The organism is Pseudonocardia halophobica, assembly GCF_027922425.1.
Lineage (GTDB): Bacteria > Actinomycetota > Actinomycetes > Mycobacteriales > Pseudonocardiaceae > Pseudonocardia > Pseudonocardia halophobica.
The window spans coordinates 215042-241234 of the sequence record NZ_BSFQ01000002.1 but is presented as its reverse complement, the minus strand read 5'-3'; the positions used below and the strand labels follow the sequence as shown (position 1 = coordinate 241234).

The 26193-nt window shown below is 71.9% G+C and carries 24 protein-coding genes and 1 pseudogene; 16 read left to right on the top strand and 9 right to left on the bottom strand.

Going from position 1 to position 26193, the window contains the following annotated elements; genetic code table 11:
- Positions 1-87: 87 nt before the first annotated feature.
- Entirely contained in the window at positions 88-1005 is a 918-nt protein-coding gene (locus PKE99_RS03505) for a hypothetical protein (protein WP_156067046.1), read from the top strand.
- A gap of 339 nt (positions 1006-1344) precedes the next feature.
- Entirely contained in the window at positions 1345-1899 is a 555-nt protein-coding gene (locus tag PKE99_RS03500; RefSeq protein WP_037039812.1) for a GAF domain-containing protein, read from the top strand.
- A gap of 221 nt (positions 1900-2120) precedes the next feature.
- On the opposite strand, the gene PKE99_RS03495 is transcribed toward PKE99_RS03500, so the two are convergent.
- The 4 genes from PKE99_RS03495 to PKE99_RS03480 form a co-directional block, all read right to left on the bottom strand.
- Positions 2121-3119 carry a sigma-70 family RNA polymerase sigma factor gene (locus tag PKE99_RS03495; RefSeq protein ID WP_037039809.1) on the bottom strand — a complete coding sequence of 333 codons (999 nt, stop codon included), beginning with the start codon at positions 3117-3119 and terminating at the stop codon, positions 2121-2123.
- Between the two features lie 273 nt (positions 3120-3392).
- A complete protein-coding gene (locus PKE99_RS03490; RefSeq protein WP_037039806.1) occupies positions 3393-4385 on the bottom strand; it encodes a zinc-binding dehydrogenase in 993 nt (330 codons plus the stop codon).
- Positions 4386-4833: 448 nt separating this feature from the next.
- A complete protein-coding gene (locus PKE99_RS03485; protein WP_037039803.1) occupies positions 4834-5043 on the bottom strand; it encodes a hypothetical protein in 210 nt (69 codons plus the stop codon).
- 176 nt (positions 5044-5219) lie between these two features.
- Positions 5220-5354: a hypothetical protein gene (locus tag PKE99_RS03480; RefSeq protein ID WP_269322904.1), complete on the bottom strand. Its 135-nt coding sequence runs from the start codon at positions 5352-5354 to the stop codon at positions 5220-5222.
- A 318-nt stretch (positions 5355-5672) separates the two neighbouring features.
- On the opposite strand from PKE99_RS03480, the gene phaZ reads away from it, so the two are divergent.
- Together phaZ and PKE99_RS03470 are read left to right on the top strand one after the other, a co-directional pair.
- Positions 5673-6908 (top strand): polyhydroxyalkanoate depolymerase, encoded by a 1236-nt coding sequence (gene phaZ / locus PKE99_RS03475; protein WP_037039801.1) that lies wholly within the window; start codon positions 5673-5675, stop codon positions 6906-6908.
- A 40-nt stretch (positions 6909-6948) separates the two neighbouring features.
- Positions 6949-8703: a PHA/PHB synthase family protein gene (locus PKE99_RS03470; RefSeq protein WP_081923681.1), complete on the top strand. Its 1755-nt coding sequence runs from the start codon at positions 6949-6951 to the stop codon at positions 8701-8703.
- Between the two features lie 59 nt (positions 8704-8762).
- Here PKE99_RS03470 and PKE99_RS03465 read toward each other — a convergent pair whose 3' ends face one another.
- Positions 8763-9395: a ferredoxin reductase gene (locus PKE99_RS03465; protein WP_306470727.1), complete on the bottom strand. Its 633-nt coding sequence runs from the start codon at positions 9393-9395 to the stop codon at positions 8763-8765.
- 235 nt (positions 9396-9630) lie between these two features.
- Here PKE99_RS03465 and PKE99_RS03460 point away from each other — a divergent pair, with 235 nt between their 5' ends.
- From PKE99_RS03460 to PKE99_RS03415, 10 genes are all read left to right on the top strand, one after another.
- Positions 9631-10575: an amidohydrolase family protein gene (locus tag PKE99_RS03460; protein ID WP_037039799.1), complete on the top strand. Its 945-nt coding sequence runs from the start codon at positions 9631-9633 to the stop codon at positions 10573-10575.
- A complete protein-coding gene (locus PKE99_RS03455; protein ID WP_037039797.1) occupies positions 10572-11978 on the top strand; it encodes an MFS transporter in 1407 nt (468 codons plus the stop codon). Before PKE99_RS03460 ends, PKE99_RS03455 begins: the two co-directional genes overlap by 4 nt.
- Positions 11975-12718: a 4-carboxy-4-hydroxy-2-oxoadipate aldolase/oxaloacetate decarboxylase gene (locus tag PKE99_RS03450; RefSeq protein WP_037039794.1), complete on the top strand. Its 744-nt coding sequence runs from the start codon at positions 11975-11977 to the stop codon at positions 12716-12718. The genes PKE99_RS03455 and PKE99_RS03450 overlap by 4 nt, the downstream gene beginning before the upstream one ends.
- Positions 12715-13776 carry a 4-oxalomesaconate tautomerase gene (locus tag PKE99_RS03445; protein ID WP_037039792.1) on the top strand — a complete coding sequence of 354 codons (1062 nt, stop codon included), beginning with the start codon at positions 12715-12717 and terminating at the stop codon, positions 13774-13776. Before PKE99_RS03450 ends, PKE99_RS03445 begins: the two co-directional genes overlap by 4 nt.
- A gap of 80 nt (positions 13777-13856) precedes the next feature.
- Positions 13857-14528, top strand: coding sequence for a GntR family transcriptional regulator (locus PKE99_RS03440; protein WP_051736652.1), 672 nt, complete (start codon positions 13857-13859; stop codon positions 14526-14528).
- 152 nt (positions 14529-14680) lie between these two features.
- Positions 14681-15709 (top strand): amidohydrolase family protein, encoded by a 1029-nt coding sequence (locus tag PKE99_RS03435; RefSeq protein WP_197040415.1) that lies wholly within the window; start codon positions 14681-14683, stop codon positions 15707-15709.
- A gap of 476 nt (positions 15710-16185) precedes the next feature.
- Entirely contained in the window at positions 16186-17340 is a 1155-nt protein-coding gene (locus PKE99_RS03430) for an acyltransferase family protein (protein ID WP_037039789.1), read from the top strand.
- Positions 17337-18233 (top strand): alpha/beta fold hydrolase, encoded by an 897-nt coding sequence (locus PKE99_RS03425; protein ID WP_197040414.1) that lies wholly within the window; start codon positions 17337-17339, stop codon positions 18231-18233. The genes PKE99_RS03430 and PKE99_RS03425 overlap by 4 nt, the downstream gene beginning before the upstream one ends.
- A gap of 240 nt (positions 18234-18473) precedes the next feature.
- Positions 18474-18740: an SHOCT domain-containing protein gene (locus tag PKE99_RS03420; RefSeq protein ID WP_425566463.1), complete on the top strand. Its 267-nt coding sequence runs from the start codon at positions 18474-18476 to the stop codon at positions 18738-18740.
- A 5-nt stretch (positions 18741-18745) separates the two neighbouring features.
- Entirely contained in the window at positions 18746-19384 is a 639-nt protein-coding gene (locus tag PKE99_RS03415; RefSeq protein WP_037040293.1) for a hypothetical protein, read from the top strand.
- On the opposite strand, the gene PKE99_RS03410 is transcribed toward PKE99_RS03415, so the two are convergent.
- A complete protein-coding gene (locus PKE99_RS03410) occupies positions 19377-21593 on the bottom strand; it encodes a heavy metal translocating P-type ATPase (RefSeq protein ID WP_306470726.1) in 2217 nt (738 codons plus the stop codon). The genes PKE99_RS03415 and PKE99_RS03410 overlap by 8 nt on opposite strands.
- 315 nt (positions 21594-21908) lie before the next feature.
- Complete coding sequence (locus PKE99_RS03405; protein ID WP_037039787.1) at positions 21909-22805, bottom strand: universal stress protein; 897 nt, start codon at positions 22803-22805, stop codon at positions 21909-21911.
- A gap of 307 nt (positions 22806-23112) precedes the next feature.
- On the opposite strand from PKE99_RS03405, the gene PKE99_RS03400 reads away from it, so the two are divergent.
- Positions 23113-23241 (top strand): hypothetical protein, encoded by a 129-nt coding sequence (locus tag PKE99_RS03400; protein WP_269322907.1) that lies wholly within the window; start codon positions 23113-23115, stop codon positions 23239-23241.
- A gap of 125 nt (positions 23242-23366) precedes the next feature.
- On the opposite strand, the gene PKE99_RS03395 is transcribed toward PKE99_RS03400, so the two are convergent.
- Positions 23367-23825: a pyridoxamine 5'-phosphate oxidase family protein gene (locus PKE99_RS03395; RefSeq protein ID WP_051736650.1), complete on the bottom strand. Its 459-nt coding sequence runs from the start codon at positions 23823-23825 to the stop codon at positions 23367-23369.
- A 295-nt stretch (positions 23826-24120) separates the two neighbouring features.
- On the opposite strand from PKE99_RS03395, the pseudogene PKE99_RS03390 reads away from it, so the two are divergent.
- Positions 24121-24376, top strand: a pseudogene (locus PKE99_RS03390) (response regulator transcription factor); the annotation flags it as partial.
- 16 nt (positions 24377-24392) lie between these two features.
- Here PKE99_RS03390 and PKE99_RS03385 read toward each other — a convergent pair.
- Entirely contained in the window at positions 24393-26147 is a 1755-nt protein-coding gene (locus PKE99_RS03385) for a GAF domain-containing sensor histidine kinase (protein WP_231498017.1), read from the bottom strand.
- Positions 26148-26193 lie beyond the last annotated feature (46 nt).

Genomic DNA, 26193 nt, shown 5'->3' with positions numbered 1-26193 from the left:
CCTGTCCGATCCCGAGCACGCTCCATCCCACCTGGTCGTGGAGGCGTCGAGGGTGACGGCTCCCTCGGGTGGTCGACGCTCGCCGTCATGTGGGCCTTTTCGGTCCAGCGAAAGGGCACGCGGCCGACCTGCCGCCGGCGATACGACATCGGGTTCTGGCGGCACGAACGCTTCTGGAAACTCCTGGTCCCGCAGATCGAGCGGCAGCTGGCCGGCACCCCGTGGAAGAACCTCGTCTCGCGGATGCTCGGCGTACGCACCGGCCGCCGGGGCTTCGACGACGACGTGGTCGAGCCCGACTCGTTCGTCATGAAAGGTGAACAGGTGCCGGCCGGATCGCGCTGGGGCGGCAATCCCGCCGAGGAGCTGCCCGATGCCGGACATGACCGCCCCAGGAGCATCACCGCCCCTCCATGCCCGGCATCGCGGCACCGGTTCCTCAGTGTTGACGGGTCTCGTCGAGGCCGCATCGGTATGAACAATCGGCGACGGGGGCGCGCGGCACCCGGATGCGCAAATCTGTGGAACTTCGAGTGCGGTCGCACGGCCCCATTCGATGGCATTCAACCTTCAAGACGGCTCAAGGTTAAATCTCGGCCAAATCGCGTTGTGCCCGCTTCCGCGCTGCAGCAGCCAAGGCGCATCGTCTGGATGATGGCCACCGGGTACGAACGGCTTGTGCTCACACGGTCCCGGGCCGACGCCTGGGTCGTCACCCTGCGAGGAGAACCTAGCCGGGAATCCACCCAGGCCCTTCGCGACGAGATCGACGAGCTGCTGGACCGCAGGTCACGACAGCCGGTGGTCGTCAACCTGGCCGCAGGTTGGCATGCACACGGCGACGAACCCGTCGAAGCCTCGTATCAAGAGCTCGTCCGGGAGGCCGTCGCCGTCGGCAGCGAGCTGTGCGTGATCTGCGCCCCCGAGGAACCGTCCCTCACCATGGCTCTGCTCTGCTGCAGGAATACCAGCCTGAGATGTACCTCAGTCCTCCTGACGCATTAGACGGCAGGCCGATCGGCGAGCAAGAGCAAGCAGCAGCCAGGACAGGCGCGTAGGGCTACGAGACGGTGGTCTGGGAGCGCCGCGGTCGGCTGGCACACAGAGGAATGGGCGTCTCGAACGCCGGCGGCGGCTTCCCCTCGGCCGCAGCTGCCGCGGAGTCTGCGAAGGCGGCGCCTGTCCGGGCTGAGACCAACGAGACAGCCCTGACCCAGGCGCGACTTGTATCGTCTGTGACTCGGACGTCGGGTTCGCGCGCGGACCGGAATCGGGCAACCGGAGTGCTGTGCGACGGCCTGGAAGCGCGCGGCGACACGGCTCGGGCGCGGAATGCGGGGACGCGTGGGTGAACTGGCCGCCACCAGGGCCTGGCTGCGCACCCGGGTCGACAACCAGGTCGACCGTACGCTGCGCACCCTGCTGAGCTCGACGACGGAAACACTGGCCGTAGCGTCCGCCACGGCCGCCTCCGTGCGGATGCTGTCCGAGGACGACGCGCTGCTCCTTCCCGTGGCAGCCCATCACCCCGATCCTCACCTGCGCTCGAAGATCGCCTCGGTCATGGACCGCACGGCACCTCGGCCGCGCAGCGGAATCTGGCGCCCCGTCGTCGACTGTCGCCGAGCCGTCCGCCTCCGCATCGACCGAGATCGACTTCCTCCGGAGGCCTCACCGGAGCAGCGGGAGTTCCTGCTGCATTATCCGCTCACCGCGATGCTCGGTGTGCCTCTGGAGCACGAGGGACGGCTGGTCGGTGGGGCTTCACTGGTCCGGTTCTCGGTCGACATGGCGTTCACCGACGACGACGAGGCACTGCTGTACGACTTCGCTGCTCGAGTCGCACCACTTCTGGGGATATTGAGACAGGTGTCGGCGCGAACGACATCCGGCCCCTGACAGGCCTGCCCGCTCCAGGCGAACTGCAGGAGACCCCGTCGAGGCCGAGCATTCTCACGGCAGACGACGGCGGCTGGCGGGCAGCATTCGCAGCGCGAACCCGAAACCGCAGGCGGCGACTCCCGATCTCGACGCGGCGACGATGGCAGGGGCGGGCACAGGCTGTCGCTCGTCTCCCGCGCACGATCACCGAGACGGCGACGACGGGGCACTGCCGTCGGTCAGGACGAGCCCGGGAGCACATCCGGGAAGCCGAACATCGCGACCAGCGCCGGATCGTGGAACTCGATCACGCGCGAGACGCCGGCGGCGGTCGCGGTCAGCACCACGATGCCGTGGGCCCGGAGCGCGCCGTCGTGCCGGTTGAACACGACGGCGGCGGGCTGGGCGTTCGCCGTCGTGGCGATCATGCGCCAGTCACCCGGCGCGCCCAGCACGTAGGTGCCGAGCATGTGGATGCAGTTCATCCGGCCCGCGTACCACTCGCGGAACGGGGTGGCCTCCAGCGTGGCGTCGGCGCGCAGTACCTGTTGCAGCAGGTCGGCGTCGGAGCGTTCGAAGGCGGCGATGTAGCCGTCGAGCAGCGCACGTGCCCGCGGGTCGGTCGGTTCGAGCGATTCCCCGGGCTCCGGGTCCAGTTCGTTCAGCCGAGCGCGGGCGCGCTGCAGTCCGCTCTTGACCGCTGCCGTGGTGGTGCCGAGGATCTGCGCGGTCTCGGCCGCGGAGAACGCCAGCACCTCGCGCAGGATGAGGATCGCGCGCTGGCGGGCCGGCAGGTGCTGCAAGCTGGCGATGAGGGCCAGCCGGAGCGACTCGCGCGCGACCACCGTCGCGGCCGGGTCATCGGTGGCCGGGGTGACCCGGTGGTCCGGCAACGGTTCCAGCCACGAGACCTCGCCCGGCGGAACGTGAGTCGGCGGGCGGTCGGGTCCGTCGTAGGAAGCCGTCAGGCCCGTCGGCAGCACCCGGATCCGGCGCGGCTCCAAGGCGGTCAGGCAGACGTTGGTGGCGATCGTGTAGAGCCAGGACCGGATCGACGCGCGGCCCTCGAAGCCGGCGTAGGAACGCCAGGCCCGGAGATACGTCTCCTGCACGAGGTCCTCGGCCTGGTGTGCGGAGCCGACCATGCGGTAACAGTGCGCCGACAGCTCCCGGCGGAACCGCTCGGTCTCGGAGACGAACCGTTCCTGGTCCGCCGCCTCCCGCACGTGCGCCTTCATGTCGCGAGCGTAAGCCGCGGCCCGGTGGTCAGGCCCGCGATGGATTCGCGGTCCTCCCCCGGCGGGCGGTGGTCCCGAGGCGTCCGCTCGCGATCCGCCGCCCGGACCGTCGGCCACAGTAGGTACTGCCGCCGTGGAGTGTGTGCTCGTCATGCGCTGCTGCCCCTCGTCCGGATCGGCCCCGCTCGTCGGGGCCGTCGTCCATGACGACCGGGACGCCGTTGCAAAGGAATCGAATGCCAGCTCAGCGCGCGTTCACGCGGTGGACGGGCCTCAGGGCAGCAGGGCCAGTTTGCCGATGGTCGCCCGTGATTCCAGCTCGGCGAGGGCCCTCGGGCCCTCGACCAGGTCGTAGGCGGTGGGCTGAGCGGGGGCGAGGACACCGGTGGCGACGAGGGCCGACAGCTCACCCACGATCTCACCGAAGATCCCCGGCGCGGCCTGCATCAGCACGCCGACGTTGAGGCCGATGACATGAACCTGGTGTCTGTACACCAGGTCCCAGTTGGTGATCGAGGCTTGGCCGCCTGCCACGCCGTAGACGACGACCCGGCCTGTGACGGGCTTCGCCGCGGCGAGGCTGGCCCCGAACGTGGCACCGCCCGCCGACTCCAGCACCAGGTCGGCACCGGCACCGCCGGTCAGCCGCAGCACCTCGGCGGCCAGTTCGCCGTCGAGGGAGTCCAGTACGTGGTCGGCGCCCAGCGCGAGCACTGTCTCGTGCTTGCTCGGCGAAGCGGTGGCGACGACCGTCGCGCCGTAGTGCCTGGCCATGGTCACCGCGGCCTGGCCGGTCGCGCCCGCCGCGGCGTGGACCAGCACGGTCTCCCCGGCGGCAAGGCGACCAACGGGCTTGAGCGCGGCGAGTGCGGTCGGCCAGTTCACGACCAGGCCCAGCGCCTGTTCGGCCGTCCAACCGGCCGGCACCGGCGTCGCCGCGGTCGCGGGCAGGATCATGTACTCCGCGAAGGCCCCGTATCCCACGCCGGCCACGTGGGTCCCCGGTCGTGGGACGGTCACCTCCTCGCCCACCGCCACGACCTCGCCGGCGCCCTCGAAGCCTGCGAGATACGGGGGCCGCGGGCCGCCCAGGAACGTGCCGTAGGCCCTCGAGATGTCGGCGAAGTTGACGCCGGCAGCGGCGACCCGGATCAGCACCTCGCCCCGGCCGGGGCGCGGCACCGGCGCGTCCGTGATCAGACTGGTGTCCTGCGGACCCTTCGACGAGGTCTGCTGCAGCGCGCGCATGGTGGCGGGAATGCTCATGGCGATCGGCTCCCCTCTCCTCGGTTCACCTCGTCCCGCCGGCCTCCCGGCGGAACGCACTGTCGACCATGCAGACCTCCGTCACCGCAGGAAGGAATCGCCGGCTGCCGTGGTCGGTGTCAGCCGGTCGCGTCGGCGCTCCTTGTACAGCTCGCGGACCAGCGGCAAGAGGGAGAGGACGACGATCACGCGACGGCCGGGAGGAAATGGCGACGGCCCACTCCAGCAGCAGATCCGCAGGGCGGGGTTGCGGGCGAGGACGGGTCCGTGAAGGTAGGTGCCGACGACCCGGTCCCCGACCACCCCTCCATTCCCTGACCGCTGCCGTTGCCCACCCCGGACTCCACCCCGTCGGGCGCCACGACTACGTGCCGGTCGTGGTGAGCCGTCGTCATCTCACTGCCCGTCGGGGTACGCCCCGGCGGGCTCCGGCCCGGGTGAGGTCCGCCTACTCGTCGGTGAAGGTGCCCAAGGTGCGGAAGTTGAGGTAGTCGCCGAGAGTCAGCCCGACTTCGCCGAAGTTCAGAACATCGCCCTGCGCCATCGAGAACGGCTCGGAGGCGGCCAGCTGGAAGGTGCCGTCCCCGGCAGGGACGGTCTCGAAGAAGAGCGTGCGGACCCCGGTCGGGGTCAGCAGGTGCGCAGTGCGCTCAGACATCCCGGGAACGTACCCACCACACCCGACGTCACTCCGCCGATTGCGTCGCGGGTCACTGAGGTCTCGGTCTCGGCCGCACGCAGCCTGGCCACCGAGGCCTCGGTGGCCGGGGACGGCCCGGTTCCCGGCCTCGGCCGGCCGCTCGCCGACAAGGACCTGCGATCGTCGACGACCCATCAGGGCGGCGTCGGCCCGTGCGCCTCCAGGCCGTCGCCGAGTGCGTTCGCCGCGACCGACAGCAGCGTCAGCAGCCCGACTGCGAGGGCCCGGGCGAAGGCCGGGCGGGCTCGGCGGCCCAGCCGCCGAGCCACACCGACGACCCCACAGCGCGCCGGCGTCGACCACGACCGGGAGCAGCCACGCCAACCAGGCAGCGAAGCCAACACCAGCGGGTACCGACCGCCCTCAACCTGAGCGACCGCGCGGCAAAGGGGTCGCCTCCGTGGCCGTGGTCGGGGTGGTCCCGATGGAGTGCGTCCTGACCTCGGGCGTGTGTGCATCCCGGCGACGTGCGCGAGCTGGAACGGCACCGGGGATGATCGATTTGTCGCCACAGCGGTGGTCGATGGCGCGACGCTCAGTTACCGTTCTCTGTGACGCAGGTCGCATAACGAACGGAGCTCGGGCAGATGCTCTACCCCGTATACGAATGGCATCGGCGGTTGACCGAGCCGGCGCGGATGTCGTCCGAGCTCCTCCGTCGCGGCCTGTCGGGCCTGCCCGCGCCGGTCGCGGAGCTTGCCGGGACCCGCAGCCTCAAGGCCGTCAGCGAGATTCTCGCGCGCAGCCGTCCCACCCACGTCCGTCCCGACTGGGCCATCGAGTCGATCACGGTCGCAGGCGAGGCCGTTGAGGTCGATGTCCGGCCCGTGCTGACCACACCGTTCGCCACCTTGCTGCATTTCGCCACGCCCGGGATGACCGGGAGGACGCCGACGCTGCTGGTGGGGCCGATCTCCGGGCATTTCGCCACGTTGCTGCGGCCCACGGTCCGCACGCTGCTGGCCGATCACGACGTCTACGTGCTGGACTGGCACAACGCCCGGGACATCCCGGTCGACGAGGGCCGCTTCGGGCTCGACGAGTACATCGACCACGTACTGGCGGCGATGCGCCACCTCGGCCCGGGCCACCACGCACTGGCCGTGTGCCAGCCGGCCCCGCTGGTGCTCGCGGCCGTCGCCGTGCTCGCACGGGCGGAGGATCCCGCCCAGCCGCGCAGCCTCACGCTCATGGCGGGCCCCATCGACACCCGGGTGAACCCCAACAAGATCAACGAGATCGCCGAGCGGCGTCCGCTGTCGTTCTACGAGCGGTTCCTCGTCTCGCGGGTGCCCCGCCGGTACGCCGGTGCCGGGCGGCGCGTGTACCCGGGGCTGGCGCAGCTGACGGCGTTCATGTCGATGAACACGCGGCGGCACCTGAGCTCGCACGTCCAGCTCTACCGCGCGCTGGTCGCGGGTGACGGCGCGACCGCAGCGCGGATCCGCGGCTTCTACGACGAGTACGGCGCGGTCATGGACGTGCCGGCCGAGTTCTACCTCGAGACCCTGCAGCACGTCTTCATGGAGCACGCCCTCCCCCGCGGCGAGTTCGTCTGGCGCGGGCAGCAGGTCGATCTCTCCCTCATCAGAAGGACCGCCCTGCTCACCGTCGAAGGAGCCGACGACGACCTGTGCTCGCCCGGGCAGACCGAGGCGGCCCATGGGTTGTGCACCGGGCTCCCCACGAGGGATCACCACCACCACCTGCAGCCGGGCGTCGGGCACTACGGGGTGTTCGCGGGCTCCCGTTGGAACGAGGAGATCTACCCGGTGATCCGGGACTTCGTCGCGGCCCGCTCGGCCGCCCGCACAGCGTCCTAGCTCGAAAGTCGCCCCAGTACGCGAGGATGGGAGCCGCTCGATGACCAAGGCAGTGCCCGGCCGCGCCCACGAGGAGCGGACCACCCCGCCGGCGCGGCCCGGACCGGTGACCGAGCCCGTTCCCGCTGACGAGGCCGATGCGCTCGGCGTGGTCGAGGGAGGCGAGGCGGTCGGCATCCCGTCGGTCGCCGGGATCCTGAAGGGAATCACCTCGGCGTTCGCGCAGCCGGGGCCCGTCACCCGGGGTGCCGGACGGCTCGTCCGGGACCTGGTGTCGATCGCGCGCGGGACCGACGAGCACACGCCCCACCCGAAGGACAAGCGCTTCGTCGATCCGGCCTGGTCGTTGAACCCGATCTTCCGGCGGCTGGGTCAGGGCTACCTCGCCCTGGGGGCCGAGCTGGGCCGCCTGGTCGACGAGTACGAGAAGGGCTCCGCGGACTGGCACGACGTCGAGCGGGCCCGGTTCGCCGTGTCCGCGCTGACCAGCGCGCTGTCGCCGACCAACCAGCTGCCGATGAACCCCGCGGCGCTGAAGCGGGCCTTCGACACCGCGGGGGCCAGCCTCGTGCGCGGGGCCCGCCAGTTCGCGCACGACGTCCGGCACAACGGCGGGCTGCCCTCGCAGGTCGATCGCAGTGCCTTCACGGTGGGCGAGGACCTGGCCCTCACCCCGGGCGACGTCATCCACCGGGACGAGGTGGCCGAGCTCATCGAGTACCGGCCGAGCACCCCGACCGTCCGGGAACGGCCCTTGCTGGTCGTCCCGCCGCCCATCGGCCGGTACTACTTCCTGGACCTACGGCCGGGACGCAGCTTCGTGGAGTACGCGACGAGCCGCGGGCTTCGCGTGTTCATGCTCAGCTGGCGCAACCCGACCGCCGAACAGGCGGACTGGAACATCGACACCTACGCCCGGCGGATCCTCAGCGCCTGCGAGGTCATCAAGGACGTGGCAGGCGTCGAGGACGTCAACACCCTCGGCTTCTGCGCCGGAGGCATCCTCCAGTCGGTCGTCCTGGGCCACCTCGCCGCGCAGGGCGAGCACACCATCCACTCCGCGTCCTACGGCGTCACCTTGCTGGACTTCGGCGTCCGGGCGCCGCTCGGCGCCTTCTCCGCCCCGCGGGCGTTGGAGATGGCCCGGGCGGACTCGCAGCGCCGCGGGGTGATCACCGCCCGGTCGTTGGGCACGGTGTTCAGCTGGATGCGCCCCGACGACCTCATCTTCAACTACGTCGTCAACAACTGGCTGATGGGCGAACGTCCCCCGGTCTTCGACATCCTGGCCTGGAACGCCGACGGGACGAACCTCCCCGCAGCACTGCACTCGGAGTTCCTCGACATCTTCCGGTCCAACACCCTCGCCGAGGGACACCTCGAGGTGCTGGGAACGCCGATCGATCTCGGCAAGATCACCGTGCCGGTGTTCGTCACCGGAGCCCTCAACGACCACCTCACCCCCTGGACCGGGTGTTACCGGACGACCGAGCTGGTGAGCGGTCCGAGCACCTACGTGCTGAGCAACGCGGGCCACATCGCCAGCCTGGTCAACCCGCCCGGCAACCCGAAGGCCAGCTACTTCATCGGCGGGGACCCCTCGCACGGCCCCGAGCACTGGCGCGCCACCGCGGAGAGGCGCCAGGGGACGTGGTGGGAGGCCTGGGCCGACTGGCTCCTGGAAAGGTCGGGCGACGAACGGCCGGCCCCCGCCACGGGCGGCAACGCCAACCACCCACCGCTGGAGCCGGCGCCGGGCTCCTACGTGCTGGACCGCACCCCACCGCTGGCCTGACGCCGGTCGAGGTCGGCCCGCTGAAGGAAGACGGCCACCGACTCGGTCAGCTCAGCCGGTCACTCGAGGAAGAACAGCCAGGGTGGCTGTTGGCTCGTCCCGGAGCGGAGCTGCCCGGTGGACGGGGGCTGCCGTGATGTCACGGGTTGAGCGAACCCGTCAGAGATCGAGCAGCAGTAGATCGCGGTGTCCGCGGCGGGGGTGCCCAGGATGGTGGCGAGGTCGAGGATCCCGTGGGTGTACTGCGGCCAGAACGTGACCCGCTCGCCGTAGGCTGCGAGCTCCCCACGGAACGCCATCGTGGACTCGTGGCGTCCGCCGTAGAACAGCCGCCACGGCTTCCCGGCGGCCTCGCAGGCCGCGATCATCGGCAGGATCGGGGTGATCCCGATGCCGCCTGCGACGAACAGGTAGTCCGCCGCCTCGACCAGGGCGAAGTTGTTCCGCGGCCCGCGGCACACGACCTGGTCGCCGACGGCCAGCCGCTCGTGGACGTGAGCCGAGCCGCCACGGCTCTCGGGCTCACGCAGGACGCCCAGCCGCCAACTGGACAGGTCGGTCGGGTCCCCGCACAGCGAGTACTGCCGCTCCAGGTCCGGGCCGAGCACGAGGTCGTGCATCAGCGTGGTGCCGATCTGCGTGCTGTCGATCGGGCCGCGCAAGGCGGCCCACACAGGTGCATCGGCCAGCACCTGGCGAAGATGGAGCTGCGGATCATGCTCGAGGACGGGGAGCAGCGGCGCGGCTCGGCAGGTCGAACGCGACTTTGTGCAGCGGCAGGCCCGGTTCCGACCCGGCAATCTCGCCCTCGAGCGTCCGCAAAATTGTTAACAATCTTGCTACACATCTTGTGTAGAGAGGTGGCGCCCACGTACGGTCCCTCTGCACCGGACGTCCACGACGTCTCGTTCGCAGAGGAGGCCAGAGTTGCCCACCGACACGACGCCGCCGGATTCGGCCCTCCCCGGGGTCACCCCTGGCTGGCTCGCGCCCCATCCGGCACCGTCGACGCCGGCGCTGGATCTGCCGGTCGGCGCGGTCGACGCGCACTGTCACGTCTTCGGGCCCGCCGCGACCTTCCCGTTCGCCCCGGAACGCAAGTACACGCCGTGCGACGCCGGCAAGGAGGACCTGCAGGCGCTGCACGACCGGCTCGGGATCAGCCGTCGCGTGGTCGTCCAGGCGACGTGCCACGGCGCGGACAACCGCGCAATGGTCGATGCCGTCCGCTCGGCGGCGGGCCGTACACGTGGGGTCGCCACCGTCCGACCCGACGTCGCCGACGCCGAGCTGACCGCGCTGCACGAAGCCGGCGTGCGCGGGGTCCGGTTCAATTTCGTCCGACGGCTGGTCGACGCCTCCCCCACCGATGCCCTCGCGCGTATCGCCGCCAGGATCGCTCCGCTCGGCTGGCACGTCGTCGTCTACTTCGAGGCCGCCGACCTCGCCGACCTGGCGGACTTCTTCGGGACGCTGCCGGTGCCGCTGGTGATCGACCACATGGGTCGACCGGACGTCACCCGCGACCCGGACGGTCCGGAGTTCGCACGCTTCCTGCGCTTCGCCGACCAGCACCGGTCCTGGGTCAAGATCAGCTGCCCGGAGCGGTTGTCCGTCACCGGCCCGGCGGCCGTCGACGGTCAGCGCCGCGCCTACACCGACGTCGTCCCCTTCGCCCGCAAGGTCCTCGCGGAGTTCGGGGACCGGACGCTGTGGGGCACCGACTGGCCGCACCCGAACCTGACCGACCACATGCCCGACGACGGGCTGCTCGTGGACCACCTCGCCCACGTCACCGACACCGCCGAGCAGCGCCGACAGCTGCTCGTGGACAACCCCATGGCCTTGTACTGGCCGGAGGAGACGGCATGACCGCCCACCCCGACGGCGACGGCGCCGTCGTGCACACCAACGCCACGAACCGGCTGGACCGGTTGCCGATCAGCCGCTTCCACAAGATCACGATCGTGGCGGTGGCGTTCGCGTACTTCTTCGAGTTCGCCGACATCAACACCTTCGCCACCACGGCACCGAAACTGGTCAAGCTGTGGGGGGTGACGGTCAACCAGGTCGCCTACGTGACCTCGCTGTCCTTCGTCGGCATGTTCATCGGCTCGATCGTCGCCGGCAGGCTGGCGGACCGCCTCGGGCGCAAGACCACGTTGATCGCCACCACGATCTGGTTCTCGGTGTTCTCGCTGGCCTCCGCCCTGGCCTGGGACATCGTGTCGATGGGCGCGTTCCGGGTGCTCACCTCCGCGGGGCTGGCCGCGATGACCGTCGTCGCGGTCATCTACGTCAACGAGATCTACCCGGCCGCTACCCGCGGCCGGTACCAGGCCTACGCGATCGTGATCGGGATCTGCGGCACACCGGTCACCAACCTGATCGCCAGCGCCGTGGTGCCGCTCGCGGACTGGACGTGGCGCCTGGTCTACCTCTGGGGGGCGCTCGGGATCGCCTTCCTGGTCTTCTCCCGCAAGATCGTCGAGTCCCCGCGCTGGTACGAGAGCCGCGGCCGGTATGCCGAGGCCGAGGCCGCCCTGAGCAGGGTCGAGCGTGAGGTCGAGGTCCAGCACGGTCCGCTACCCGAGCCGGCGCACGCCGCACCGGACACCACCGCGCCCGCGCAGAAGGCCCCGCTGCGGATTCTGTTGCAGCGCCGCTACCTGGTGCCCACCGCGGTACTGACGGTGCTGTGGGTGACCCAGACGATCGGCTTCTTCGGCTACTCGAGCTGGGCCCCCACCCTGCTGAGCTCGGAGGGGTTCAGTGTCGAGAAGTCCATCTTCTACGTCGCCCTGACCACGGTCGGCGCTCCGCTGGGCTCGCTCCTCGCGGCGCTGGTCACCGACCGCTTCGAGCGAAAGTGGCTGCTCGTCGTCTTCGGGCTCGCGATCGCCGTCGCCGGTCTGCTGTACGGCCTGACCTTCGACCCGGTGCTCATCGTGGTCTTCGGGTTCCTGGTCAACATGATGGAGCGGGGCTACACGGCGCTGGCCTACGCGTACTCCCCCGAGCTGTTCGACATCCGCGGACGTTCGCTGGGCACGGGGCTGGCCTACGGGATCGGCCGGCTTTCCAACGCCATCGGCCCCCTCGTGATCGCCGCCCTCTACACCGGCAGCGGCTACCAGAGCGTCTTCATCTTCATCGCCGCGACCTGGACCTTCGGCGCGATCGTGCTCGCCCTCTTCGGCCAGCGCACCCGCCCGTCGTCGGCACCCCGCCGTGCGGCCGCGACGTCCACCGGCCCACAGGAAGGAACCACGTGAGCACCTCGACCACCACGCCGGCCACGACCCCTCGTACCGGGGTGATCGTGACCGACCCGCCGCGGGCCGACCTCGCGGACGTCGCCACGCTCACCGACTACGGCGTCGCCACCGTGCACGAGGCACTCGGACGCACCGGCTACCTCGGTCCCGACGTGCGCGCCCGGCAGGACGGGGTCAAGACCGGCGGCACCGCGGTGACCGTGCTGTGCCGCCCCGGTGACAACCTCATGATCCACGCTGCCGTCGAGCAGTGTCGCCCGGGCGACCTGCTGGTCGTCACCACCAGCTCGCCGTGCGTCGACGGCCTCTTCGGTGAGCTCTTCGCGACCGCCTTGATGCGGCGTGGCGTCCGGGGCCTGGTCACCACCACCGGCGTGCGCGACCTTGCGGACCTGCGTGCCATGGGTTTCCCGGTCTGGTCGGCGGCGGTCAGCGCCCAGGGCTCGGTCAAGGCGAGCGCAGGCGCGGTCAACGTCCCCGTCGTCATCGGCGGGGAGGTCGTCCACCCGGGCGACGCCGTCCTCGCCGACGACGACGGGGCGGTGGTCGTCGCACGGGACCGGGTGGCCGAGGCCGTCACCGCAGGCCGTGCGCGGCTGGCGAAGGAGGACGCCGCGCGTCGGGCGTTCCGCGAGGGAGAACTGAGCCTCGACCGGTACGGGCTGCGAGACGTGCTGACCGGCCTCGGCGTCCGCTACCTCCCCGCCTCGCCGTCCGGGCAGGAGGCCATCGGATGACCACCGGTGTACCGGCGTCCCTGATGCGCGGGGGTACCTCGAAGGGCCTGTTCCTGCTCGCCTCCGACCTGCCCGCCGATCCGGCCGATCGCGACGACCTGCTGCTGCGGCTGATGGGCAGTCCGGACCCGGCCCAGATCGACGGACTCGGCGGGGCGACCCCGGTGACCAGCAAGGTCGCCGTGGTCGGGCCCTCCGCGGACCCCGACCACGACCTCGATTACCTGTTCCTGCAGGTGGGCGTCGACGCCGCGACGGTGTCGGAGCGTCAGACCTGCGGCAACCTGCTCGCCGCGGTCGGGCAGTTCGCCGTCGGCCGCGGGCTGGTGCCCGCCGGTCCCGAGCGGACGGAGGTGCGCATCCGGATGCTCAACACGGGCGCGTCGGCCGTCTCCCGGTTCGCCACGCCCGGCGGGCGGGTCGACTTCGACGGCGACACCGCGATCGCCGGTGTACCGGGCACCGCCGCGCCGGTGCTGCTCGACTTCCTCGCCACCGAGGGCTCGACGACCGGCTCCCTGCTCCCCACCGGGAGTGTCGTCGACCGGATCGACGGCATCGACGTGACGTGTATCGACAACGGCATGCCGGTCGTCGTCGTCCGCGCAGCCGATCTCGGACTGAGTGGCTACGAGACCCCGGCCGAGCTCGCCGAGGCTCCGGGCCTCTCGACGCGGATCGACGACCTGCGGAGGCGAGCCGCCGCGCTGATGGGCCTGGGCGACGTGTCGACCGCACCCGTTCCCAAGACCACCGTCGTGGCACCACCCAAGTACGGCGGCGCGATCAGCACCCGCACCTTCATCCCGGTCCGCCCGCACCCGGCGATCGGCGTGCTCGGCGCCGTCAGCGTGGTGACGTCGGCGTTGCTCGAGGGCAGCGTCGGGCACGACCTGCTCGCCCGCGGCACGGGGGGACCGCTCGCCGTCGAGCACCCGACGGGTTCCTTCGAGGTCGACGTCGCCCTGCGCGACGGCGAGCCGCCCCGCGTGGCCCGGTCCACGGTGGTGCGCACCGCCCGAGCGCTCTTCGACGGTGTCGCCCACCCGCGGTCATGAGCGTCGTAGGTTCCGTCCGCGCGCAGGACGGCTACCCTGACACAGCATTGGTCCCGATCGTGGCGCGGAGGATGGCGACAATGAGTTCGGCGGAGCGCCTGGAAGGCACCGGCCCGGCGGCCAGGGTCGTCGACGCGCTCCGCGACGCGATCGCCGCCGGAGACTTCGCGCCGAACCAGCGGCTCGTCGAGGCCGACCTGTCCGAGCAGTTCGGGGCCAGCCGCGCGGCGGTGCGCGCGGCCCTGCTCGAACTGACCAGCGAAGGCCTGGTCGAACGCGTGCAGAACCGCGGCGCCCGGGTCCGCGCCGTCTCACTGGACGAGGCCGTGGAGATCACCGAGGTCAGGATGGTCCTCGAAGGGCTGCTCGCCGCCAAGGCCGCAACTCGTCTGACCGACGAAGGACAGGAGCAACTGCGGGGAATCGGGACGGCCATGGAGCATGCGGTCGCCACGGGCGACCTGCTCGGCTACTCGGCGCTCAACCGCGACCTGCACGCGTTCATCCGGGACACCGCCGGGCAGCGCACGGCGGGCTCGATCCTGGAGCGCCTCCGCGGGCAGAACGTGCGCCACCAGTTCAGGTTGGCCATGCAGCCGGGACGTCCGTCGGTGTCGCTGCCTCAGCATCTGGCCATCATCGACGCGTTGTGCGCGCGCGACGCCGACGCGGCCGAACAGGCGATGCGCGCGCACCTGCAGAGCGTCGTCGAGGCACTCCCGACCGTGGAAACGAGCAGGCGAACCCGCTGAACCCCTGACCCACGCCGGCCCGACCACGGCCACGTGAGGGGGTCGAAGTCCGGCCCGCTCCGGGTTCGATGCTGCCAGCACGGTGTCTTCCATTGTCAACAAACCAAGTGGGATCAACGGGCGCCGTCCTGCTGCTCTCCACGGAGGTACCAGTGATCATCGACTGTCACGGCCACTACACCACCGCGCCCCCGGCACACACGTCGTGGAGGCAGGACCAGCTCCAGGCAGCACTCGGCGGGGACGCTGCACCCTCGTACCCGGCTATCGGCGACGACGAGATCCGCGAGAGCATCGAGGTCAACCAGCTACGCCTGATGCGGGAGCGCGGTGCCGACCTCACGATCTTCTCGCCGCGGGCGTCGGCGATGGCGCACCACGAGGGCGATCTCGCAGCCGGCACGGCGTGGGCCCGTGCGTGCAACGACCTGATCGCGCGGGTGGCCGGGCTGTTCCCGGGCCGCTTCGCCGGGGTCGGTCAGCTCCCGCAGACCGCGGGTGAGCCGGTGGAGGCCGCGGTGGCCGAGCTCCGCCGGTGCGTCACCGAACTCGGGTTCGTCGGGGTGAACCTCAATCCGGACCCCAGTGGTGGCCGCTGGGACTCGCCGCCGCTGACCGACGCCTACTGGTTCCCGCTCTACGAGGCGATGTGCGAGCTCGACGTGCCGGCCATGGTGCACGTGTCCGCGAGCTGCACGCCCGTGTTCCACGCGACGGGTGCGCACTACCTCAACGCGGACACGACGGCGTTCATGCAGTTGCTGCAGGGCGACCTGTTCGCCCGCTTCCCCACGCTGCGCCTGGTGATCCCGCACGGCGGCGGCGCCGTGCCCTACCACTGGGGGCGCTACCGCGGCCTGGCCGACATGCTCGGCCGCCCGCCTTTGGAGGAGCACCTCATGCGGAACGTCTTCTTCGACACGTGCGTCTACCACCAGCCGGGCATCGACCTGCTGCTCGGTGTGGTCGGCACGGACAACGTGCTCTTCGGCTCGGAGATGGTGGGGGCGGTGCGCGGGATCGACTCCCGGACCGGGCACCACTTCGACGACACCAAGCGCTACGTCGACGCCGCCTCGCTCACCGAGGAGCAGCGGGAGGCCGTCTACTCCGGCAACGCACTGCGGGTCTACCCGCGACTCGCGGCCGCACTCGCGGTGCTCCCTGCACGGACGCCGTAGCCGACTGCTTCCGGCCGGGAAGAACCCGACGTAGGCGAGCGACCACGCGCCGACCTGCTGTGAGTCCGTGCCGAGCAGGCAGGCCGGTCGACGGCAGAGGAGTCGGGGCCACTGTCGCCGCCATTCTGCGCGAGGCCCCCCCGTCGTCCTCGACATGAAGGAACGCCTCTCCCTGACGATGCCCGGAATGACCGAGACCGCCCTGCCCGAAGCCCCCGACCAGACCTTCCACTACCGGTACCGCAGGCTGTACCTCCTCGTCGAAGGAGGCGGAAGGTCCACCTCCTCGGCCCGGAGGAAGGCGCGACAGCCGGAACACTCGCTGTGCCCTACGGCAACGACATCCGCATGACCTTCGGACAGGCACGTCGACCTTGTGCCCTGCCAGGCCGGGTCCTCGGCCCGCATCACCCGCCGGTGCTGCGGGCGAGAGTCCTGACGTGACGACGAATGGCAACTCGGCCCCACGGACTCGGTTGGCCCACCTGGACGACCTCAAGGTCGTCCTGGTGGCCTGGGTCGTCGGCGGACACGCCCTGCTGGGCTACTCGGCAGTGGGGGGATGGGCCTACGACGAGGTGCACGAGGTGACGTTCACGCCGGGCGTCGAGCTCGCGCTGGTCGCCGTCCTCGGGCCCTCGGGGCTGTTCGTGATCGGCCTCTTCTTCTTCGTCGCCGGCCTGCTCACCGAGGGCGCGGTCCACCGGCACGGGCCGGGCCGGTACGTGCAGGACCGGCTGGTGCGCCTCGGCCTGCCGTGGCTGCTGTCGGCCTTGCTGGTCTGGCCCGCGTCGGTGTGGGTGGCCTCAGTGGCCGCGGGCAGGCAGGTGTCGCCGTGGTGGGTGTTCACCCACCGGGACCCGTTCCTCGACGCCGGGTCGCTCTGGTTCGCCCTGGTCCTGCTCGTCTTCTCGATCGCGTTCGCCGGCTGGACGGCCCTGCGCGGGGTGCCTCCCGCGCCGTCCGGTCCGCTCACCGGGTGGCACGTCGCCGGAGCGGCGGCCGCGATCGCCGTCGCCACCGTCGTGGTGCGACTGGCGTTCCCGGCCCGCAGCGGGCAGATCGCCGACCTGCACCTGTGGCAGTGGCCGCAGTGTCTCGGGATGTTCCTGCTGGGCGTCGTCGCGGCCCGACGAGGATGGGCCGGGCACATCCCCGACCCGATCCGGCGGGCGTGCGGCGGGGTGGCCCTCGGGGTGCTGCTGGCGCTGCCCGTCGTCGTTGTGGCCAGCGGTCTGCACGACGTCGCCCGCGACGACGGGCCCTATCTGGGCGGCTGGACCTGGCAGGCCGCCGCGACCGCGACGGTCGAGGCGCTCCTGGTGACGTGCGGGTCGATCGCGCTGGTGGGACTCGCGGAGCGGCGCCTGCACGGGGCGGGGCCCCGGGCGCGGCGGTGGTCGCGTGCCGCTTTCCCGGCCTTCGTCGTCCAGGGACCGGTGCTGATGGTCGCGGCCACGGCGCTGCGGCCGCTGCCGGCGCCGGCCGAGGTCAAGGCGCCGGCGGTGGCGGTGGTCGCGATCGTGGTGTGCTTCTGGCTGGGCGGCCTGTGGAGTGAGGCGGCCCGCCGACGGCGGGTGGAGCGACGGGTGTCCGCGGCGGACGACGGCCGGGCGAGGGACCCGCGGTGACCCGACGCCCCGTCGACGCCGCCCAGGCCTCCCCGGGGCTGCACCACGTCGACTTCGGCGGTCCGCCCGGCGCCACGACCGTGGTGTGCGTGCACGGGCTCGGCGGGTCGCACCTGAACTGGGACCGGCTGGCGCCGCTGCTGCGCGCCCGGCACCGGGTGCTGGCCGTCGACCTGCCCGGCTTCGGGCTCAGCCCGCCGCCCCGGGGTCCGGCGACGGTCCGGCGCAACGTCGACGTGCTGGCCGGGTTCCTCGCGTCCTGCGGGGCGCCCGTGACGCTCGTCGGCAACTCGATGGGGGGCCTCGTCGCGGTCCTGGTGGCGGCCGGGCACCCGGACCTGGTGCGAGCGTTGGCACTGCTCGACCCGGCGCTGCCCGCACCGGGGCAGCTGCTGCGGTCACCGACGAGCCTCGCACGGGTCCTGGCCTACGCCGTCCCGGGCAGCGGCGAGTACCTGCGGCGCGCCCGGCGCAGGCGGATCGGCGCCCGCGCGACGGTCGAGGAGACGCTGCGGCTGTGCGGGATCGACCCAGACACGGTGCCGCCCGACCTGCTGGCCCGGTCCGCCGCCCTGGTCGAGCACCAGGACGACGTGGTCGGCTTCGACCGCGCCTTCCTGTCGGCGTCGCGGTCGTTGGCCTGGGCCATGGCCCGGGCCCACACCTACGAGTCCGCGATGGCGGCCCTGCGGATCCCGGTGCTGCTCGTGCACGGCGACCGCGACGGGCTCGTCCCCGTCGCCGCCGCCCGCGCGGTCGCCCGGCGTCGTCCCGACTGGCGCTACGTCGAGCTGAGCGGCGTAGGGCACGTCCCGCAACTGCAGGTCCCCGACGAAGTGGCGGGACTGCTCCTGCCCTGGCTCGACGAGATCGACGCAGTGCCTCCCCGTTAGGCGCATTTTCTGTACTGACAGCATCTCTCCCTTCCCGACGCTCCTCAGGAGGTCGTCGACGAGGACCGCAGCATCCTCCTCGAGGAGCCCGAGCGGGTCGCCGGCTACTTCGGCGGGATGAGCCTCGTCGGGGTCGAGCCGGCCCGCGAGGCCAGGCCCTGTGGCCGGGGGCGGCGGGTCGGATTCCCCTGCGACGCCGCGGAGTCACGGGGCACGCTGGCACTCCGGGCTGGGAGAGCGGTGGTCACCATGATGTGGGGTTACGGAGGTGGCTGGGGCTGGGGTGCGTGGCTCGCCATGGGCTTCGGCATGGTCGTCTTCTGGGGGGTGATCATCGCTGGTGCCCTCGTGCTGGTGCGTTACCTCGCCGGCGGACGACACGGGGGGAGCTCCGGCAGGGTGGACGTGAGCGGGGCCGAGCAGGTCCTCGCCGAGCGGTTCGCGCGCGGTGAGATCGACGAGGACGAGTACCGGCGACGGAGTGCGTTGCTGCGTGGGGGCAGGTGAGCACGGTGCATCGGGCAGGACTCGGGCTGGTCGTCGTCGCCGGAGTCGCCGCGATCGTTCTGGGGGCGGTCTCCACCGTTGCGCTCGCCGCGCTGAGCGGTGCGTTCCTTCGGCCCGGCCCCTACCCGATCGGGCCGGTCAGCCCCTCGGCGAGTTGTGCTGCGCCCGCATTGCCCGGCGCGGTGGTCGACGTGCGGGTCACCGAGATGGGCACCATGATGGGCAGCCCTGACGGGAACGGGCCCGGGCCGGGCCGCTGGTACCGCGGAGGCAGCGGCGAGGGCCAGTCGTGGCCGCCCGGCGCCGGCTGGATGGACATGACGGTGATCCCGACTGCGGTGCGGGCCGGCGAGGTCTCGCTGAGGGTCACGAACTCGGGCTGGCGCCCGCACGAGCTGGTCGTCCTGCCGCTCGCCGTGGGTCGGGCCCCGGGTGGGCGTCCGATCGGCGCCGACGGGCGGGTCGACGAGACGGGCAGCATCGGCGAGGCCTCGGCGGGCTGCGCCGCCGGGATCGGCGACGGCATCCTTCCCGGAGCGGCGGGATGGACCACGTTGACTCTCGGACCGGGTCGCTATGAGCTGATCTGCAACTACGCGGGCCACTACCACGCCGGGATGTACGCCGAGCTCGACGTCACCTAGCACCGTCGCCATGGTTCTGCTGCGCACGCGCTCCGGTGGGGTGGGCGTCGGTGTCATCGGCGAGCACGAAGTAGTTCTCCTCCTCCTGCAGGAAATGCAACCGGAGGAGCGCGTGCAGACCGTAGAGGGAGGCGAGCAGGTCGGCGCGCTGGTCGGCACTCACCTCGCCACTCGTCTCGGCCAGGGCAAGATGGGTGCCGATCCGGATGGCCAACCGGTCGATCTCGGCGTGCGTCCTGCTCATGGTCGCCGTGGCCTCCGCGCTGCCCAGCGGCATGGCCAGCGCCGGGTACAGCCGGGATTCCTCGCCGTGCTCGTGCGGCAACAGCCGATCCGTCAAGAAGGTGTGGACCCGCCGCAGGGCCTCCAACGCCGAATCGTCCCTGCTGGTCGTCAGGTGATCGGCGGCATCGCGCAGCTGTGCGAGCGCGTCGCGCAGCTCGTCGTGTTCGGCGGCGAAGCGGAGCAGCATCCGCTCGGTGTCCGCGGGAAGCTCGGCCTGCTTCCCGGGGCTGCGCAGAGCACGCAGGGCGTTGAGGATCACCACCACGTCGATGCCCTCCTGCAGCAGCGCACCCGTCGCCGGAGCGAGCAGACCGAGTGCGGCGATCGCCATCGCCAGCAGTGACAGGCTCATCCCGGCCACGGCGCTCTGCACGGCGATGCGCCGGGACCGGCGGGCGATCTCCATCGCGTCGGCCAACCGGTCCAGCCGGTCGGTGGTCAGCACGATGTCGGCCGCCTCGGAGGAGGCACTGGCACCGCGCGCGCCCATCGCGACCCCGACGGTGGCGGCGGCCAGCGCAGGGGCGTCGTTCACGCCGTCGCCCACCATCACCGTCACTGCACGCTGCTCCTCGGTGCGCACCGCGCCGACCTTGTCCGCCGGTGACTGTTCGGCCTTCACGTCGTCCAGCCCGAGGACCGAGCCGATCTCGTGGGCCGGTTCGAGACGATCACCGGTGAGCATGATCAGGCGGGTCAGACCCGCGGCGCGTAGCCGGCGCAGGGTGCGGGGCGCGTGGCGGCGCAGGGGGTCACGCAGCAGGATCGCGCCGACCGCCGCGTCGTCCATGCTCACCCAGGCGATCGCAGCGCCGTCCAGCGAGGCACGGTTCACCGCGGTCCGCGCCCAGGCCGTGCCGGACGGGGTGCGGGCGGGCCTGCCGACCTCCACGCGGTGTCCGTCCACGCCCGCGCTCACCCCGCGCCCGGGCCGCTCGACGACGTCGGTGGGTAGGGCGAGGGGCAGGCCCCGCCTGCGCGCCTCGGCCACGATCGCCTCCGCCAGCACGTGCGGGGACAGCTGATCGGCCGAGCCTGCCAGGCGCAGCACCTCGCCCGCGTCGAGGTCGGGGGCAGTGAGGATCTCGACGACTGCAGGGCGACCGGCGGTCAGGGTCCCGGTCTTGTCCATCATCAGCGTGGTCGCCCGTCCCAGGTTCTCCAGCGCACCGCCGCTGCGGATGACCACGCCGAGGCGTGAGGCGCGGGAGAGGCCGGAGACGATTGCCACCGGCGCTGCCAGCAGCAGCGGGCACGGGGTGGCCACCACCAGCACAGCCACCGCACGGACGGGTGAGCCGCTCGCCAGCCACGCTGCACCGGCGACCAGCAGCGCCACCGGCAGGAACCAGGCCGCGTACCGGTCGGCCAGCCGCACCACCGGCGCATTCTCCGCCCCGGCCTGCCGAGCCAGGCGGACTATCCCGGCGTAGGTGCTCTGCTCGGCCGTCGCGCCCGCACGAACCTCGAAGGCGGTGCCCGCGTTGACGATCCCACTGCGCACGGAATCCCCGACCGCCCGTTCCACCTGCAGCGGCTCACCGGTCAGAACGGACTCGTCCAGGACCGCGACTGCGCCCTCGATCCGGCCGTCCACCGGGACGACCTCGCCGGGGCCGACGACCAGCAGATCACCGACCGCGACCTCGTCCGCCGGAATCACCTCCACGCGGTCCCCGGCGCGGCGGCGGGCCGAGCGCGGAGCATGTTCGAGCAACGCCGTCAGGTCGCGGGCCGCGCGCCGCTGCGCGGCGGCGTCCAGTGCGCGGCCGGTGGCCACCATGACCGCGATCAGTGCCCCGGCCAGGTACTCGCCGACCAGCAGTGTCCCGACCAGGGACAACACCGCGATCAGGTCGACACCGGCCCGTCCCCGCCGGAGCGCGGCGGCCATCCACGCCGTGGCCGGGACCACCGCGCTCACCGTTCCGGCGATCCAGCACCAGCCCGCCACGGACTGAGCGCCTGCCAGCCACGCAATCACCCCCGCGACCAACGCGGTCGCCGTACCCGCCAGCAGGGTCGACTCGAACGACGAACGGAGGCGGTGACGCCACACCGGGCGGGGCGGGCAGGACGTGGCCTTCGGCTGCGGTGCATTCACCGGGGCCTCCTGACTCTTCTCGTGTCGACCTCGTCCCGCTGCCGACAGCGGCCAGCCGTGTGCGGAGTCGACCGGAGACGTGCCCGGGCTCGAGGGCGCTACTGCCGATTCGGCGACCGACGCCACCGGCGGGGGCTACTCCGCGCGATCGGCCTCGGGCCGCACGACGGCGACCGGGGCGTCAGCGTGGTGCAGGACCGCCTGGCCGACCGATCCGAGCAGCAGGCCGCGGACGGTGCCGCGTCCGCGCGACCCCACGACCACCAACGCGGCGTCGCGGGAGCGGTGTACCAGGGCGGCCGCCGCGCTGTCTCGCGCCACGACCCGTTCGACGGGCACGTCGGGGTACTTCGCCGTCCAGGTCACCAGGCGCTCGTCGAAGGTCTGGCGCTCATCGGCCTCGATCACGTCCCGGTCGACGTACCCGGCGAGGTAAGGATCGATGATCGGGTCGCCCCAGGCGTGCACGGCAACCAGCGGGACCCGCCGGCGCGTGGCCTCGTCGAAGGCGAATGCGAGGGCTGCTTCGCCCTGCGGGCCGCGGTCGACCCCGACGACGATCGGGGCAGCGGTGTCGCGCAGCGCCCCGTTGCCGCGGACCACGATGACGGGCGCCTCCGCGTGGGCGGCCACGGCGATCGCCACCAATCCGAGCAGGAGGCCGGTGAAGCCACCGCGGCCGCGGGTGCCGAGGACGATCATCCGTGCCCTGGTCGCCTCGTCGCGCAGCACCGTGGTGGGTTCCCCGCCGCGGACCTCCGTCGTGACATCGAGCTCAGGCGCGACCTGCTGGGCGGTCGCGGCGGCCGCCTCCAGGTATTGCCCGGCGGCCTGGACGAGTATCTGCCGCTGGTACTCGACGCCCAGCGCCGGCACACCGATCGGCTGGTAGACCGTCCAGGTCACGGCCGCGACGAGCCGCAGGGGCGCTCCCCGCCGCGCGGCCTCGGCCGCCGCCCACCGAACCGCGCCGAGCGCCGACTCCGAGCCGTCGACACCGACGACCACGGCGGTGCGCGGGGTGACGCCCATGATTCCTCCTCCGTCGTCCCTGCCCTCCACCGTCCATCGCTCCTGCCAGGTTCCGCCGCAGACGAGCGGCACCGGGCTCGGGGTCCTTGGTCGTCGATCACCGGGACCTGTGTCCCGGGCACGGACCTGCCGAGGCATCGAGCGTCGCCGGTGCGTGGTCGGACCGCGCCGCGAGAAGGACCTTGGTCCCGGCAGTAGGCCGTGAGGGTCCCGTGGAAGACCATCGCCGGGCCCTCGTGATCGCCCGGCCTGCGACGGGATGGTCATCAAGGCCGGAGGCACCGGCAGTCCGCGCTCGGAGGGCCGCATGACACTCGATCTCGCGCGGTGGCGGTTCGCGACCACGAACGTGGACCAGTTCCTGTTCGTGCCGCTCACCAGCGGGCTGTCCCTCCTGGTCGGCATCGCCTCTGCGCCCACGCCCGCGGCGGTGTGACAGTGTCCACGACCAGGCGAGACGACGACCGGACGCACACGACGGCGCCGGGATTGCGGAGACGCTGGTTCGCCTGGGTCACCCTCGGTGAGTTCGTGGGATTCCCGGAGCAGCCCCGAGGGTGGTCAGAGGTACGCCCCCGGCTCGAAGGCCGGGGGTAGCTGACCCGGCACGATCCGGCGGCCGCTGATCTGCTGCGGAATCAGGCGCATCCAGTGCCCGTGCTCCCCCGGCGCCCACGGCTCGACGCCGCTGGCGTGGGTGCGTTCGACGAGCTCGGCCCGATGCTGCGCGGTCACCTCCTCGGCGAGCCCGCGCACGAGCACGCTCCAGCCCGCTCGCGTGCGCCTGTCGATCTGGTCGACCTCGAAGGTGACGTTGGCGTGGTCGGCCGCGCTGAGCTTGGTCCCGGCGTCCGTGCGGATGACGACGATGCCGCCGTCGAGCGCGTAGTTCACCGGGAAGATCAACGGGTAGTGCTCGGCGTTGACACCCAGCCGCCCGATCTCCTCGGTGGCGAGAAGGCGGTAGCACTCGTCGGCGTCCAGGACCTGCAGCTTCCGGTCGCGTTCGGCTTCGGACATCGTTCCTCGTCCTCTCATGGTGACGCTGTCGGGGCGATGCGGGCGTCGGCCATCGTCTCCTGGTCCGCGCCCCGAATCATCTCGACGCCCCGGGTGCCGCGGGGCGTTCTCGAGGTCCTCGCGAGCGGGGACGACGAGGGTGCGGACGGCGGCGCCGGGCGCCGTGATCTCGCCGTCGGTGGTGTCGTTGCGGGTGAGCTCGACGAGCACGCCGAGGAACGCCAGCCGCTCGGGGGCCCGGCCCGGACCGCGGCCTCGTGCTCGCCGACCCGGCATCGCCGCGATGGTCGCGGCGACCGCCCTGGTCCTCGACCGGCTGCGCCGCGGGCGTGAGGAGGACGACCCGCGCTACGCGGCCTTGTCGCCGCAGGAACGTCGCCATCCTGGATCTGATCGCCGACGGCCTGACCAACCGGCAGATCGGCGCCGAGCTCTACCTCGCGGAGAAGACGGTCAAGAACCATGTCTCCTCGTTGCTGCACAAGTTCGGCTTCTCGCGCCGGACGGAGGCCGCTGTGTACGCCAGGAAGCGGCGGCGGGCCTCGCGCTGACCGCGCTCACGCGCGCTCACCCGTTGCCCACCGCGCTGGGTCCGGCGACGTCGGGAAGCGGAACGCGCCAGGTCAACCTGGTGCCGCCGCCCGGGCGGCGGCGGACCTCGAGCGATCCGGCCAGCTCCTCGGCGCGCTCGGCGAGATTGCGCAGCCCGCTCCGGGCGACGTCGTCGGGAAACCCGGTGCCGTCGTCGACGATCTGCAGCACGAGATGGTCGGCCGCCTCCACGGTGACCGTGACCGTGCGGCCGCCGGAATGCCGCACGGCGTTGCTCGTGCCCTCCCGCACCGCCGCCAGCACGTGCGGCACCAGGTCGGTCGGTACCAGGGTGTCGACGGGACCCGACGTGCGCACCGACGACGCCATGCCCGAGTCCGCCACCGCGTCCTCGACCGTGTCGAGCAGCCGGCGCCGGAGACTGGCGTCGTCCTGGTCGGCAGTGTGCAGGTCGAAGATCGAGGTCCGGATCTCGCGGACGGTCTCGTCGAGCTCGTCGACGGCCTGCTGGATCCGCTCCTGCACCTCCGTCTGCGCTGCGCGACGGACCGTGCTCTGCAGCTTCAACCCGGTGGCATAGAGCCGCTGGATGACGTGGTCGTGCAGGTCCCGGGCGATCCGGTCACGATCGGCGAACACGTCGAGCTGCCGCTGCGCCCGCGACTTCTCCGCGAGGTCCAGGGCCAGTGCCGCCTGCTCGGCGAACGAGGTCAACAGCGGGACAGCCGACGGCAGGTAGGGCTCGGCGTCCGCCTCCCGCATGCTTATCAGCACTCCGATCACCCGCTCCCCCGGGCGCAGGGGCGCAGCCACGGACGGACCGAATCTGCCGACCACGCCGGCGCCGAGGCCGTCGAAGAAGGCGGCCGGGGACCCGGCCAGGGCCGGGTTGCGGCTCTCGGCCACCTCCTCGAGGTCGGCGCCCGGGCGGAAGGCCCCGGTGGGCAGGCCGAGAGCCGCGCCTGCGGTGCTCGCGAGCCGGAAACAGCCGTCCTCATCCGGACCGAGCAGCACGAGCGCCGCGGCTGACCCGGTCAGTTCGAGCGTGCGGGTCGCCACCAACCGGAGGACCTCGGTGTCCGACGTGCCGGCCAGCACCTCCGCCCGCACCTCGCCGAGCGCCTCGAGCCACAGCTGCCTGACCCGGCCCTGTTCGAACAGGTCGGCGTTCTGCACCGCGATGCCGGCCGCGGCGGCGAGGGCCTGCAGGACCACCTCGTCGTCGGCGGTGAACTCACCGCCGCCGATCTTCTCGGTCAGGTAGAGGTTGCCGTAGATCGAGTCCCGCACGCGCACCGGGACGCCGAGGAAGCTGTGCATCGGCGGATGATCGGCGGGGAAGCCGACGGACGCCGGATGCGCGGACAGGTCGGCCAGCCGCAGGGGCTCGGGATCGAGGATCAGTTGACCGAGCAGGCCCTTCCCGGTGGGCGACGGTCCGAGCGTGTCGCGCACTCCTGGCGCCAAGCCGACGTCGATGAACCGCGCGATCGAGCCGTCCGGGGCCAGCACTCCGAGCGCTCCGTAGCGGGCGTCGACGAGGTCCACGGCGGACTGCACGATGCGGCGCAGGGTCGTCTCCAGTTCCAGCCCCGCCGCAACCGCGAGCACGGCATCGAGCAGGCCCTGCATCCGATCCCGGGCGACGACGATCTGGCCCAGCCGCTCCTGCACCTCGCCGAGCAACTCGTCGAGGCGCAGCCCGGCGAGCACACCCGAGACGGGGCCCGCCCGCACGTCCTGCTCGGAGATCACCGTCGCGTGGTCCACGAGCGGAACGGTGTCACGCCGACCGCCGCGCGGCACCGTTGCGCTG